General features: G+C 45.7%; 17 protein-coding genes. 10 read left to right on the top strand and 7 right to left on the bottom strand.

Annotated elements, in window-relative coordinates:
* Positions 1-393: 393 nt before the first annotated feature.
* From K4039_RS23085 to K4039_RS23060, 6 genes are all read right to left on the bottom strand, one after another.
* Positions 394-699: a hypothetical protein gene (locus K4039_RS23085; RefSeq protein WP_265238856.1), complete on the bottom strand. Its 306-nt coding sequence runs from the start codon at positions 697-699 to the stop codon at positions 394-396.
* A gap of 266 nt (positions 700-965) precedes the next feature.
* Positions 966-1211, bottom strand: coding sequence for a hypothetical protein (locus K4039_RS23080; protein ID WP_265238855.1), 246 nt, complete (start codon positions 1209-1211; stop codon positions 966-968).
* 181 nt (positions 1212-1392) lie between these two features.
* A complete protein-coding gene (locus K4039_RS23075) occupies positions 1393-2043 on the bottom strand; it encodes a class I SAM-dependent methyltransferase (protein ID WP_265238854.1) in 651 nt (216 codons plus the stop codon).
* Between the two features lie 6 nt (positions 2044-2049).
* Positions 2050-2511, bottom strand: a complete 462-nt coding sequence (locus K4039_RS23070; protein WP_265238853.1) for a cupin domain-containing protein — start codon at positions 2509-2511, stop codon at positions 2050-2052.
* 85 nt (positions 2512-2596) lie between these two features.
* Positions 2597-3772: a serpin family protein gene (locus tag K4039_RS23065; RefSeq protein ID WP_265238852.1), complete on the bottom strand. Its 1176-nt coding sequence runs from the start codon at positions 3770-3772 to the stop codon at positions 2597-2599.
* 71 nt (positions 3773-3843) lie between these two features.
* Positions 3844-4134 (bottom strand): hypothetical protein, encoded by a 291-nt coding sequence (locus K4039_RS23060; RefSeq protein WP_265238851.1) that lies wholly within the window; start codon positions 4132-4134, stop codon positions 3844-3846.
* Between the two features lie 221 nt (positions 4135-4355).
* Here K4039_RS23060 and K4039_RS23055 point away from each other — a divergent pair, with 221 nt between their 5' ends.
* The 3 genes from K4039_RS23055 to K4039_RS23045 all read left to right on the top strand — a co-directional run bounded on the left by K4039_RS23055 (position 4356) and on the right by K4039_RS23045 (position 8549).
* On the top strand, positions 4356-5804 hold the full coding sequence (locus K4039_RS23055; protein ID WP_265238850.1) for a folate/biopterin family MFS transporter: 1449 nt from the start codon (positions 4356-4358) through the stop codon (positions 5802-5804).
* 160 nt (positions 5805-5964) lie between these two features.
* Entirely contained in the window at positions 5965-7461 is a 1497-nt protein-coding gene (locus K4039_RS23050) for a carotenoid oxygenase family protein (RefSeq protein ID WP_265238849.1), read from the top strand.
* A gap of 185 nt (positions 7462-7646) precedes the next feature.
* Complete coding sequence (locus K4039_RS23045; RefSeq protein WP_265238848.1) at positions 7647-8549, top strand: DUF4436 domain-containing protein; 903 nt, start codon at positions 7647-7649, stop codon at positions 8547-8549.
* Between the two features lie 311 nt (positions 8550-8860).
* Here K4039_RS23045 and K4039_RS23040 read toward each other — a convergent pair whose 3' ends face one another.
* A complete protein-coding gene (locus K4039_RS23040) occupies positions 8861-9739 on the bottom strand; it encodes an SGNH/GDSL hydrolase family protein (RefSeq protein WP_265238847.1) in 879 nt (292 codons plus the stop codon).
* Between the two features lie 38 nt (positions 9740-9777).
* Here K4039_RS23040 and K4039_RS23035 point away from each other — a divergent pair, with 38 nt between their 5' ends.
* The 7 genes from K4039_RS23035 (at position 9778) to K4039_RS23005 (ending at position 14153) form a co-directional block, all read left to right on the top strand.
* Positions 9778-9999, top strand: a complete 222-nt coding sequence (locus tag K4039_RS23035) for a nucleotidyltransferase domain-containing protein (RefSeq protein ID WP_321161649.1) — start codon at positions 9778-9780, stop codon at positions 9997-9999.
* Positions 10000-10098: 99 nt separating this feature from the next.
* Positions 10099-10329 (top strand): hypothetical protein, encoded by a 231-nt coding sequence (locus K4039_RS23030; RefSeq protein ID WP_265238846.1) that lies wholly within the window; start codon positions 10099-10101, stop codon positions 10327-10329.
* Positions 10304-10591: a type II toxin-antitoxin system YafQ family toxin gene (locus K4039_RS23025; RefSeq protein ID WP_321161648.1), complete on the top strand. Its 288-nt coding sequence runs from the start codon at positions 10304-10306 to the stop codon at positions 10589-10591. The genes K4039_RS23030 and K4039_RS23025 overlap by 26 nt, the downstream gene beginning before the upstream one ends.
* A gap of 106 nt (positions 10592-10697) precedes the next feature.
* The gene (locus tag K4039_RS23020) at positions 10698-11231 is read left to right on the top strand and encodes an RDD family protein (RefSeq protein ID WP_265238845.1); all 534 of its coding nucleotides are present in this window, start codon (positions 10698-10700) and stop codon (positions 11229-11231) included.
* 38 nt (positions 11232-11269) lie between these two features.
* A complete protein-coding gene (gene rpmG, locus K4039_RS23015) occupies positions 11270-11458 on the top strand; it encodes a 50S ribosomal protein L33 (protein ID WP_265238844.1) in 189 nt (62 codons plus the stop codon).
* A 164-nt stretch (positions 11459-11622) separates the two neighbouring features.
* The gene (gene rpsR / locus K4039_RS23010; RefSeq protein WP_265238843.1) at positions 11623-11838 is read left to right on the top strand and encodes a 30S ribosomal protein S18; all 216 of its coding nucleotides are present in this window, start codon (positions 11623-11625) and stop codon (positions 11836-11838) included.
* 302 nt (positions 11839-12140) lie between these two features.
* On the top strand, positions 12141-14153 hold the full coding sequence (locus tag K4039_RS23005; RefSeq protein ID WP_265238842.1) for a ribonuclease catalytic domain-containing protein: 2013 nt from the start codon (positions 12141-12143) through the stop codon (positions 14151-14153).
* Positions 14154-14276: the final 123 nt, after the last annotated feature.

Raw genomic sequence — 14276 nt, 5'->3', positions numbered from 1 at the left:
AGAGTTATCAAAAAACCCGTTTCAAAATTTAAATCTAAAAAAGTTAAACACAGAGGTACTGGCATAAAAATGAATCCTCCTGTTTTTGTAATTTTAAATCCTCCCAAGCCTTAAGTAAACCGTATTGGTCCATAACTCTAATTCCGTCTTGATACAAACATTTTTTTTAGTCGCAAACAGAAATCTACTTTCTTCTCCCTCAGCCAGTTTGCCAGGGTAACACTACAAAATTCACGATCTCCTAACACGAGCAATTTATAATCTGATAAGCCGGCGAATACTGGCGTTAATACTAATTGTTGATTCTCTAATGTGCTGTTCCCTTGTTTGTCAAGAACTTTCCAATAGATAGGAATAGCTCTTTTTCGCCAAATCATGCTGACCATCAAAATATTATTTGATTGCCATTTCGTTTTTGTCTATTGCTAAATATACAACCTTATTTTGTTTGACATTACCTTTGATCCAACCAATCAGTGGCAACCAAATATTATCTAGACTCCATTCATCCTCCGATAAAAATCTCTGAATCTTTTTTCTTCTACTTTCAAATTTAATGGGCATCCCTAGTTTTGTTGCTATGCTTTCCAATGTAACTTCTTTAATCGATTGCACTACTTGAATCAATAAAATTGTCAATAAGTAATTAGAAGGTGTCAGCTTTTCTGACAAATGGGCATGATATAATTCTGGTATCATTTAATTGTTTTTGGGTAAGAAGCTTTCTTACTCTATCTTTTTCTAGGCAATTTGTCTAGGATTGCCTGACTGTCTGATTTTCAGGCAACCTGTCACCCCGTCAGCAAATTTCCACAAGAGTCAACTCCCGCCGCCGAAGCAACTGCTTTGCTCTCTCGATGCGACATTTCATCACATACTGATGGGGTGTACTCCTGTAGATTGCTTGAACAAACTCACAAAATAATGCGAACTAATCTGCACCGCACTACTCAGTTTTTCCAAGCTCAAATTACCATAGCAGGAATAATTGCAATATCGCCGCTGGCATAATCTACCTCTTGCCAACTTCCATTAAACATAAAACTCGCCCGAAAATCATTTTTAGCTATGATAATAAAGTGGTGTTCTAAATCAGTTTCCGGTATTTCGTCAGCAGGTTCTAGCTCGTAAATGAGATTCATCAAACCATCCCATCCCAATTCAAAGCTAGAAAGGAGGTGCAAATGCGGTGCAGGTTCGTTATCAGACACGGCAAGTCTCGACTTCAAGCGATAAACAAGGTTTGATCGTTCGGAATTTAGTCCACAGATTCAGAAGACTAAAGTCCCAACGATTTGAGATATTGCACCACGGCTAATAACTTTGGAAAGAGCGGGCGGGACGCCCATCCCACAATCACAATTAAAATTGTAAGTTATTTAATTTGCGCTCCTAATCTGATGGCGATGCGGTTGGTTTCACCCCAACTAATAAAGCGAGTTCGCGCCACTTCCAATAACAATCTACATCTGTAAAACCAATTTCTCTAAACCAGCGCAATTGCGTTTCCACATCGAGCAATTTATTAGACGGATCGTCGGGCGAATCGCTAATACCGAGCGCCTCTCGAAATTTCTCGTGTAAAGCCTTTGTTGGGGATGCTACGTGCTCCAAATTGCCAAAAATGCCTCCGGGTTCCAAAAGCTCGAAAATCTCGGTGTAAAGGTCAAATTTGCGATCGTCCTTTACGTGATGGATAGCAAAACTAGAAACGATCGCATCAAACTTGCCCAAATCCGGCAGCGGTTCGTCAAAATTGTGCTCGATTACCGTGACATTCTTATCATCAGCAAAGCGAATTCTGGCTTTTTCCAGCATTGTCGGCGAAAAGTCGATCGCCACACACTCAACATTCGGGCGATCGCACTTAAGCAAACCCAACAACCGTCCATCACCCGTACCTACATCCAGAATACGGCGCACAGTTTTCGGCACCTCCTCCAACAAAACCGCCTCACCCTCAGTGCGGTGAGGAATACCATCAGCCTTAGCCAGATACCACAAAGCGTGTTCTGCCGAGCCCCAAAGATTGACTTGACTCATAATTTTTTAACCCTCATAAATCTCGCCATTTTTGCGAGTAAAAATCCAGCTATTACCGTCAGCTTTCGCAATTAAATCATCATCGGGATAATTTGCTGAATCTCCCGGAGTGCGATCGCCAACTTCCAGATAAACAACAACAGCATTCGTGCGGTTAACCAAATGATGCCCATCAGCATCACCAGCCCGAAAACCCGCCGCCATACCCGGTTGCAGCACTTCCTCACCCGCATTAGAAATCAGAGTAATCTCCCCTTCCAAAACATAGACTAACTCATCTTGACGGCTGTGCCAATGTCTCAGAGCAGAACAACTTCCCGGCGCCAGCCGCACCAAATTCACCCCAAAATTCTGCAAACCCGCAGCATCGCCCAAGCGTTTTTTCACCCTTCCCACCACCGCAGATTGAAATTTCAGGGGATAATTCGAGCCTGTAATATCCGGCACATTTTCAGGATTGACAATCATAAAATACTCCTTCTAGCAGTTGTGACATCTCTCTCTTTTCTTGCTTCGCGTCCTTTGCGTCTTCGCGGTTCCTTCGTTTTAAATTCTAATCAGCCAGTGGATCAACCATACGACCCAGAAATAAGATACTATCCGATTGAGTGTCCCGAATCAGAAACATAAAAGGGCGATCGGCTCTAAACATTGGTGAAAGGCTCCTATCCTGCATCACAACCGCTGTAGCCGCCGCCGCCTCAGTCCCCTCCTCATTCACATCGACGAAAGCTTTGTGAATTACCGCTGAGATATACAGCCCTTGCTCATTACTTAGGTTAGATAAGTCAGTTTCCGCAGTTGTCATGCCAGTAAAGTCAGCCTTTTCCCTATCAAAAGCAAGCGGCATCCCCATCTCTGAAAGTGCTTGGTTGAGTTCAAACTCTGAAGTCAGCTTAAATTTAGGCAACCAAACTAATAACTCGCTCATTAGGGAGAGTGAAGATAGCCATTTCTTCAAGTTTTCGATTGTCAATTGCTGCTCCAACTGAGCCAACCCATCCAGCTTCCTTGGCAAGAGAATCACCATAGATAGCCGATCGCCCACATAAGGAAGTTCCAGCACTTCTAGGTCTTTTAGGGAAGCGTAGCGGAACGCTCCTTTCTGGTACATCATTAGCACATTAACCTGCCGATATGGTGCAATTGTAAAGGGTTCTTCCTTTGTGGAAATTGGCTCGAACTGACTTGCCCAGTTGCCTTTGAAATAGATAGCATTAGTCAAAACCAATCGTGTATCTTTGGTTAAAATCCCTGCACAAATTAGGTTTTGAATCTTCTCCTGAGTTTGTTGCGCCACCCAAGTGTTAATCGTCCAACGAGTCTCCTCAGTAGCTCCCATAAAGTCCACAAATGCTAGTGCAGCGTTGTAGTATTCTTGGGTAGTTTGAAGAAACACATCAAGGAAATGAAACCCCTGCTGTCCCCAAAGTCGATTAGCAGTGTTCAGTTGATAGCCGGAATTTTGACCCATATTGAGGTCAGCTATCAGTGCAGCAAAGGCTGGGTGCAGGTGCTTTTGTTTTAGCTGCAAGTGCAAAACATTGTCCATCTCCGAAGCTGTCTCGCTTCTAGCACCCGCATAAGTCATCGCCAGCGCTGTTGAGATGCTGTAGGGAGAGAAGAAAAGGTTTCCTTCTTCGTGGCGCAGTTTGTTATAAAGGTCGATCGCGAAAGCATTGTTGCCTTTCACCAAGATAGTCACATGATCTAAACTCTTTATTTTCATTGAATAAGTTCTCCTTTTTTATGGTTCGTTCTTAGTGGGACAGGCGTCCCGTCTGTGATTGTGAGTGTTCCTTATTTCAAAGGTTTAAAATTAGTAGGATTTTCCCTAATCGGCTTAATAAAACGGCTGTTATCCCGCACAAAACAATTACCCTTATCCGTTGAAATCGGCAACCAAGGTTTACCCTGAGAGTCAGCAATCATAATTTGATTAGCATTATTTCCAGTCACCGCTTGCAAGCGTTCTCCCAGACGAAAAGTAGTCACCACCGGCCACTGAGAAATATTGTGTTTATTTCTTTCAAACAAATCAGCAGGCGCATCAACGCCATCTACAGAAACCGATCGAAATCCCTGAGCCATAAGCCTAGATTAACCCCCAATCCTCAAACCAAAACCACCTCCAGAGACACAATGCTAATTTCTGCTTTCATCGATCGCAAAAAATCCTTAAATCCAGGCTCATCACAATTTTATACCCGCTGGCAGTCGCCCGTCAGCTTAATATCCCACCTCCGACAGTTTCCGCAACCCATTAAGAATGTGTTATATAATATTTAGATTCATTAAGAAATATTGCAAAAATGCTTCTTTCACCCTCTGGCGCCAGCAAACTCAAAGAATCTTTAAAAGAAAAAGTATTCTTTGGGAATGAGCCAACCCCCGAACTCATAGCCATCTTACTGATTTACTTCGTCCAAGGCATTCTCGGACTAGCTCGCTTAGCCGTCAGCTTCTTCCTGAAAGACGATCTTGGCATGACTCCGGCCGAAGTATCAGCAATGATGGGTGTTGTCGCCCTACCTTGGATTATCAAACCCTTGTTCGGCTTCATGTCGGACGGTTTGCCCATATTCGGCTACCGCAGACGACCTTACATCGTCCTCTCCGGGCTCTTGGGCACGTCAGCATGGGTGAGCCTTGCAACAATTGTACACACGCCACTGGCCGCCACAGGGGCGATCGCCCTGAGTTCCCTCTCCCTCGCCGTCAGCGACGTCATCGCCGACTCCCTCATAGTCGAAAGAGCTAGAAAAGAATCCGTCACCGACGCAGGTTCCCTGCAATCCTTATCCTGGGGCGCATCAGCCCTCGGCGGACTAATCACCGCCTACCTCAGCGGCTACCTGATGCAACACTTGGGCACCAACACCATTTTTTTAATTACCGCATCATTCCCCCTAATCGTATCAGCAACAGCCTGGTTAATTCACGAAGAAAAAGTAAACAAAAAAACCGACTTTGACACAGTAAAAAAACAATTCAAACAACTGCGGCAAGCTGTTACCCAAAAAACAATTTGGTTGCCCACCGCCTTTCTCTTCCTGTGGCAAGCCACCCCAAGCTCCGACTCAGCCTTCTTCTTCTTCACCACCAACGAACTAGGCTTTCAACCAGAATTTCTCGGTCGAGTGCGCCTCGTCACCAGCATTGCCTCCCTCCTCGGCATTTGGCTGTTTCAGCGATACCTAAAAGCAATTCCATTTAGAGTAATTTTCGGCTGGTCAACAGTAATTGCAACAGCCTTGGGAATGACTACATTATTATTAGTAACTCATGCCAACCGAGCATTAGGAATAGACGACCAGTGGTTCAGCATCGGAGACAGCCTGATCCTGACAGTAATCGGACAAATTGCCTATATGCCAGTGCTGGTACTCTCAGCGCGATTGTGTCCTCCCGGTGTCGAAGCCACATTATTTGCCGTGTTAATGTCAGTCACCAACTTAGCCGGACTTATTTCCCACGAAGGCGGTGCACTTTTGACCCACTTACTCGGAATTACCGATCGCAATTTCGACAACCTCTGGCTGCTAATAGTCATCACCAACCTCTCCACACTGCTACCCCTGCCATTCCTAAATTGGCTTCCCGCAGAAAATGCAGAAAGCAGCGACCAAAACAATCAAGAATCACTCCCCCTATTACAACCAGAACTAGGAGGTGCCAAACAAGGCGGACAGAACTTCATACCCGAATACTTTCCCGACTTAGTACCCACAGTCAGGTCAGAAAAACGCCGATCCGACTAACACAAATAAAGGAAGAAGGAAGAAAGAAGAAGGAAAATTGACTGCTAATATCTTTCTAGTTTGATTTAATCTCCTTTCATCTCCTTTTTTCTTACTTTCTTACTTTCTTACTTTCTCTCTGCGCCCTCTGCGGTTAAATCAATAAAAACTTATTCCACCAATGCAAAACTTACAAACTTCCCAACCCCAAACAGCAGCCCAAAAACCATCATACGATCGCACAGACTGGCAGCGCGGCTACGAATCCCAACCCAACGAATCCGACTACTGGATTGACGACATCGAAGGCGAAATCCCAGAAGGCTTACAAGGCACATTCTTTCGCAACGGGCCCGGATTGCTAGATGTCAACGGCCAGCGCATCCATCACCCCTTCGACGGCGACGGGATGGTTTGTGCGATCGCAATTTCCGAAAAACGCGCCCATTTCCGCAACAGATTCGTGCACACAGAAGGCTACCTCGCCGAACAAAAAGCCGGAAAAATCCTGCACCGAGGCGTTTTCGGCACACAGAAACGCGGAGGCTGGCCAGCCAACATCTTTGACGTCAAAATCAAAAACATAGCCAACACCAACATCATATATTGGGGCGACAAACTGCTAGCACTCTGGGAAGCAGCACAGCCCTACAGACTCGACCCCCGCAGCCTAGAAACACTCGGATTAGACACCCTAGACGGCATCTTAGAACCCGGTGAAGCCTTCGCAGCCCACCCCAGAATTGAAAAAGGCAAAAATGGAGCCGGAGACAGATTAGTCAACTTTTCCGTCAAGCCCGGTTTATCAAGTACAATTACCATTTACGAACTCGATGCAAGCGGCAAATTATTGCAGAAACACGCCCACGCAATACCGGGTTTTGCCTTCCTGCATGACATGGTAATTACCCCGAATTACTGCATATTTTTCCAAAATCCCGTCAGCTTCAATCCCCTACCATTCTTGTTAGGATTTCGGAGTGCGGCCCAGTGCATTCAATTTTCCCCAAACAAGCCAACCCAAGCAATTTTAATTCCCCGCAACGGCACTGACGAGGTGAAGATATTAGAAACCGAACCTTGTTTTGTCTTCCACCACTGCAACGCCTGGGAAGAAAACGGCGAAGTTTTTGTTGACTCAGTTTGTTACGATTCATTCCCAACTGTAGAGGCGGGCGGCGATTTTCGCGAGCTTGATTTTGACACCATTCCAGCGGGGGAATTGTGGCGATTTAAGTTAAATTTGAACGAAAAAACTGTCAACCATCAAGTAATTGAAACTCGGTGCTGCGAGTTTCCGACATTGCATCCCAACAACGTCGGACAGCCTTATCGATATCTTTATATCGGCGCTGCGGATGCTCCGACGGGAAATGCTCCTTTGCAAGCTATTCTTAAAATGGATTTCCAGACAGGAGAGCAGCAAATTTGGAGTGCTGCGCCGCGCGGTTTTGCGGGGGAACCTGTCTTTGTTCCCCGTCCCGATGCTATGGCGGAGGATGACGGCTGGCTGCTAGTTTTGATGTATGATGCGGCTAATCATCGATCGACCTTAGCGATTTTAGATGCTAGCGACATCACCAAAGGCCCAGTAGCGCGCCTGCATTTAAAACAGCACATTCCCTACGGTTTGCACGGAAGTTTTACACCAAATGTACTGCTTCCTATGGATTCGTAGTTCGTAATAGTCGGCAATTAAAATCGCGAATAGACAAACAAAGTCCGCCTCTTACACGGTGCCCAGAAATCGGGTTTTTTACGAAAATACTTGCTTACTACCCGAAGTTCTGGTAAAAAACCCGGTTTCTTTAGTCCCTGTTCGTAATTCCTGAACTATTCAAGATGTAAAATATATTATATAAAATGCAAACTGTCAACAAATTAAATCTCAAAAAAATACTTATTTTAATTTGCAGCATCGCCGTAAGCTTGGCAATTATCTTATCTATTTACTCTCACAATGCTAATGCCCAAGAACCTTACAAACCAGCTCCAAAAAGCACTGTATCCTCCAAAGGCTTGGTTGAGGTAAAAATGACGGTAATTGGGGTAGACCCGATTAAAAACGAATTAGAAACCCGTTTACAGTTTGAACTAAAAGGTATCTATAAAAAAGGGCCGACTTACCCCGCTCAAGACTTGTTAATGACAGTTAATGGCGCAAATGTAGTGGATTCGGAAATTACCTTTAAAGAAGGCAAACCGATGATTGTCCCTGCATTAAAGTTTAACTTAGTCAAGGGAAAAATTAATAATTATCCGTTTGATACGCACATTGCTAAAGTGGCTATTTCAATCGATCCGCTGGCTTCGATCGGCAAAAAATTTGCTCCCTTTGAACTGAATCCCGTGCCGCTGGAATTTAAGTTTAATGCCGATGTTCCCGGTTTTGACATCAGTTATAAGCCGATGGAAGAGAATTCGTCTATCTTTATTTATATTGATGTTGCTGCAACTCGATCGATTCCGGTGAAATTCTTTGCTTTAGTGATTATTGTGATCATGTGGGTGCTGTCAAGTATGGCGCTGCTGCTAGCATTAAAGGTGATGAAATCTGGCAAGTTACCGGAAGTGGGAATGCTGAGTTGGACTGGTGTGATGTTGTTTGCTTTTCCTGCCATTCGCAACTCTCAACCGGGAGTACCACCTGTGGGAACTGCTAGCGATTTCCTTTCGTTTTTTTGGACTGAGATTATTGTTGTGGTGGCGTTGGTGATTATCGGTAGCTGTTGGTTGAAGCGCTATCATCCGCCGATTGATGATTAAGCAAATGATAGATTGCGAGATTGAGAGATTGGAGAAACTGGAAAAATTGGCATTGCATAATTTTGGGATGAATCTTGTGGGGTGGGCTTCTAGCCCGCCCGAAAAATAAGGGTTTTCAGCTAAGACCATTTCTAAAAAGTCTTGATCCGAAAAACCAATTTGGCTTGTTTCCACGGCCGAGAGTTTGTCAGGTGCGTCGCTGTGAGATTGTCTGTCAAATTTAGCGATTGTCAAGGGCGACACACCCTACAGCTACTTTTTTCCAATTTCTTCTCCCTTCTTCCTTCTTCCTTCTTCCTTCTTCCTTCCGATCAATTTTTCACCTGCAAATTTTCAATATCCTTAGCGGGGACACCCAAACCGCGCAAGATAGTAAAAGCAATAATTCGATATCCCGATGGATTGGGGTGAACTCCATCGGCTGCTAACAAATTTAAAGTTTTGCCGGCGTGTTTTTGATAGGTGCCGATCACTTCCCGAAAAGGTGCATTCAAATCGATAAATAAACACTGGTTTTGCTTGGCAATTTCTCGCATCGCCGCAACATATTCTTGCAACCTGCGATTTTCTGGGCCGTCTAGAATTTCGCGGATGGGAGTAGGAGAAAGCAGGACGACTCGAATTCCGGCGGCTTTTGCTGCCTGCACCATTTGGGTTATTTTGTCTATGTATTCTGCCAGCGATACTCCGGTGGCTAAGTTGCCTTGCGGATGAAACTGAAGCTTTTGGAAGTCGAAGAAAGCGTGCCAAACGTCGTTGACTCCGGCGTTAATCATGACTAAATCTGGCTTTTTGTCGATCGCATCTTTCTGAAAACGCGCTTGCATATCAGTCGCCTTGTTACCGGAGATGCCAGCGTTGACGATCTCGATTTCGCGATCGGGATACAGGGCATTCAGATAGCGTTGCAGCAGCCAAACGTAACCTCCGGGGTATTTCCCGGCTTCGGTGATGCTGTCGCCCACAGTCACAATTTTGCGCTTGCCGGCGAGCACGTTCTGGATTTCTGGCGGCGGCGATGCTTCGGATATGGGTTCTTTAAACATGGGAATTAAGGAGTGAGGAATGTTGAAGATGATAACAACCGCAATTACGGCGAGAGCAAGTCTGATTAAAACTTGCTTCAGGGGGGATTGGGGACGGGGCGATTCCCTACGGGATAGCTTCGCCGCGCGTACATTTGGAGACATTACGCAGTTTGTATTAAATTGATGCTTGAGGAAATTGTATGATGAAACTACAACAGTTATTACAATCCAAGGGCGAGGATATTCTGGCGGTGGCGCTGCGACATGGGGCGTTTAATGTACGGGTGTTTGGTTCGGTGGCGCGGGGTGTTGTCGATGAGAGTAGTGATATTGACCTTTTGGTGGATTATGATTTACAGAAAATTTCGCCTTGGTTCCCAGGCGATGCTCTTGATGGATTTGCAAGATATGTTAGCTTATAAGATAGATATTGTGACGGAACAAGGATTAAGCCATTTGATTAAGGATCGGGTTTTGGCGGAGGCGAAATATTTCGTTGATTTTACTTTAAAGGAGGCTGTATGATGACTTTACAAGAAATTATCGCTCAGGTCGAGAGTTTATCAATAGAAGATCAGGATCAGTTGTTTGAGTTGATCCGCAAGCGACGGGTCGAGAATCGGCGGGATGAAATTTTGGCGAATGCTAAGGAAGTGATGGAAGCTTTTAAGAATGGGACAGCAAAGAGGGGAAGCGTTGATGATTTGATCGCAGATTTACTAGGAGATGATGATGGAAGTTGTCTGGAGTAGTGGATTTAATCGGTCTTTTAGGAAGATTACAAAGAAAAATCCACAATTAAAGGATCAAATTGCTAAGGTGTTAAGGCTATTGGCAGATGATCCATTTACGCCATCTTTGAAGTCTCACAAGTTAGGAGGGGAGTTAGCCGGATTATGGTCTTGTTCTGTTGCATATGATTGCAGAATAATTTTTAATTTCTCTGAAGATGAGGAATTGTTAGAAATGGTGATTCTATTGGTTGATATTGGAAGCCATGATGAGGTTTATTAATATGTAGCTGCGCCTTGACCCTATGCCCTACGGCTCCAAGCCCCTTGATTTCGATTACGATAGAAACAGGACTTACGCATTTCAAAGTAATTCTTTTTTTTTGCCCATGAGTTCCGACTTAGTTCCCCTGCTTCCGAAAGTATCGATCGGCCGTCGCGCTGCTGCTTTCTGCATCGACGCGATCGCAGTTGGGTTGCCCAGCTTGCTTCTCGGCACTAATCCGATCGCCCAAACCATCTTTTTTGTCCTACTGTGGATGATCCTGCGCGTACCCATCGTCAGGAAAAACCACGGTCAAAGTATCGGGCGCTGGGCGTTGGACATGAAAATTGCCGATGTTAGATTCCAACGGATTCCCGGAGTGCAGGAACTTTGCAAGCGCGAGGGATTGCTGGGCATTTGCGCCGCCCTAGCCTTTGCGGGTGTAGGCGGACTCACATCTACCAACGCCGCCGTCTTGCTGCTGATACTGCCGCTGGCGATCGACTGTAGCACTGCTTTCATCGACACCGCCCGGTTTCCCCAAGCTTTTCACGATCGACTCAGCGGGACGATGGTCATCGGAACCAAGCGCGGCTACTCCCTCGACATCAAAGTTAGAAGATTGCTTGACCAAGTGCAGAGCAATGTGAGAAGATAATAAATTGTGTTTAAATTAGTCGAAATTTATTTAGAATTATGGCTAAAGGCGTCCGCATCATAATTACCCTAGAGTGTACTGAGTGCCGAACCAACGCGAGCAAACGCTCCAAAGGCGTGTCTCGGTACACCACCACCAAGAACCGTCGCAACACGACGGCGCGGCTGGAACTCAAAAAGTTCTGCCCCCATTGCAACAAGCACACTGGCCACAAAGAGATCAAATAGTCATTAGTCATTAGTCATTAGTCATCAGTCATCAGTAGTTGGCAATTGATATTGACCCGCGAACAGCAGATAACTAACAAATGCTTTCCTGACGGCTAGCAACTAACGGCTAATAACTAGGAACTAACAGTTAACAGTAGTCAACAGTCAACAAAGAACAAACCATGACTTACTTTCGCCGGCGCGTTTCGCCAATCAAACCAGGAGACCCGATCGACTACAAAGATGTCGATTTGCTCAAAAAATACGTCACAGAACGCGGTAAAATTTTGCCCCGCCGGATTACCGGTTTGACGGCAAGACAGCAACGCGACCTGACTCGTAGCATCAAAAGAGCAAGAATTGTAGCTTTGATGCCCTTCGTAAACCAAGAAGGTTAACTGGATTTTGGATTTTAGATTTTAGATTTTGGACTGGAAATAAGACTTACGCGAAAACAACGTCTTTTTGTCGCCAGCGATGGTCGCTAATCGATCGCAATATTTTGTATTGAGTCGCTGCTGCGTAAGTCTTAGTCAAAATCTCAAAAGTTAAAGATTAAAGGATGAAAAGCATAACTTTTTAGATGTTATTTTTAACAATTGATGTAAAAGTTGTCAACATCCAAAATCTAAAATCCCAGATCGTAACCAGATAAATGGTAATAGTAAAAATATCAAATATAAAATAATAAAGCTGCCAAGTGGAGAAGGGAACGTTAGTAGAATTTAGAGTGCACGGCGACCGTCGTCTGGCAGTTGCCGATCGCCCCGACGGCAAGAAAAACTGGGTTGTCGTAGACGAAAACGGTCAACCGCACAGCATACCGCCCAAACAAATCAGCTACGAAACAGTCGGAGAAACTTACAAACCCTCCGACATTTCCAAATTTATTAAAGAAGTAGAAGGTTACTCAGATCCATCGAGTCTAGAAGTGGCTTGGGAACTGCTAGTGGATGACGGAGAAAATACAGACCCCGAATCCCTGGCAATCTTACTATTTTCCGATCGCACTCCGGCGCAATGTTATGCAGCTTATTGTTTGCTGTCAACTGATAAACTGTATTTCAAACAAAAGGGCGATCGCTACGAACCGCGATCGGCCGCCCAAGTAGCCGAAATCAAACACCAGCAAGAAGTAGAACAGCAGCGACACCAAGAATCCCAAGGATTTTGGGATCGAGTCAAACAGCGACTGGCTGGGGAAAATAATGTAGATTGGCTTCCTAGCGATCGAACTCGCCTCGATGCCCTAGAACGGTTTGCCACCCTCGGAGAAGAAGCAACCCATCGCACGCCGGCATTAGAAACTTTAGCCAGCTTACAACGTCCCGAAAACCCCGAAGCAGCATTTGGGCTTTTAGTCGATCTCGGCCTGTGGAGTCCCCACGAAAACCTGTTTTTGCGGCGCAGCCAAATTCCTCTACAACTATCGGCAAAGGTATTAGAAGTGGCGCAAAGCTGCCTAAAAGAACCCTCAACCGACTCCGATGCAGATCGTCTCGATTTAACTCACCTCAAGGTTTACACGATCGACGACGAAAGCACCACCGAAATCGACGACGGGCTCAGCTTAGAATTCCTCGAAAACGGCCAGCAGCGCCTGTGGATACACATCGCAGATCCCACCCGCTTGCTTACCCCCGGAGACGAACTCGACCTCGAAGCCAGAAAGCGCACCACTACGGTTTATCTGCCCACGGGCATGATCCCGATGTTTCCTCCAGCTTTGGCAACCGGGCCGATGAGTTTAATTCAAGGTAAAGAGTGTAGCGCCCTCAGCTTTAGCGTCACCTTAGACGAAACAGGCGCCGCCCAAGATGATTACAGCATCCACATCAGCAAGATCAAACCTACCTACCGCTTAACCTACGATGATGTAGACGAAATGCTGGAGTTGGGAATCGAAGCAGAACCGGAAATAAGCGCGATCGCCACTTTGGCGAAACTGCGCCAAAAATGGCGGGAAGCCCAAGGCGCAATCAGCATTTTCATGCCCGAATCGGTGATCAAAGTCAACGGCGACGAGATCAAAATCCACGTCATCGACGACTCCACAGCCAGACTGCTAGTAGCCGAAATGATGATTTTAGCTGGCGAATTAGCCGCCCGCTACGGTCAAACACACAGCCTACCAATTCCCTACCGCTATCAGGCGCAGCCAGAACTCCCCCCAGAGGAAGAACTGCTAGCCGTACCCGCAGGCCCAGCCCGTGCTTGCGCCGTGCGCCGCTGTATGCCCCGCAGCGAAATGGGTCTGACCCCAGGACGGCACGCAGGCTTGGGTTTGGAATCCTACACTCAAGTTACATCTCCCATCCGCCGTTATACCGACTTGTTGACTCACTTCCAAATTAAAGCCCATCTGCGGGATGAGCCCCTGCCTTTTTCGGCCCAAGAAATACAGGATATTGTGATGTGTCTCGGTACCGCAGTTAGAGAAGCCTCTACCGTGGAACGCCAAACTAACCGCTATTGGGGATTGGAATATTTGCGGCGCAATCCTGATGAAGTTTGGGAAGCTTTGATGCTACGTTGGCTGAGGGAAGATAGTAATCTCGCTTTGATTTTGTTGGAAGAGTTGGGTTTGGAGTTGGCGATGCGATTTGGTCGATCGGTCGAAATTGGCGATCGGCTAGAAGTCAAAGTCACACATTGCGATCCGCGATCGGATGTGATTAACTTCCAAGAAGTGATTCTGGAAGCGGCACAATAGGATTTGAGATTTTGGATTTTGGATTTGAGATTTTAGTTATTGTAGGGTGCGTCAGGTGAGAAGGTAACGATCAAAGACTCAGAATTTTCCTCCTGACGCACCCTACGGTTAGTTAGCTATTGT

The sequence above is a fragment of the Lyngbya sp. CCAP 1446/10 genome, from assembly GCF_026130175.1.
Lineage (GTDB): Bacteria > Cyanobacteriota > Cyanobacteriia > Cyanobacteriales > Microcoleaceae > Microcoleus.
Note: the sequence above shows the minus strand (reverse complement) of the source record. Positions and strands in the feature narration are given on the sequence as shown.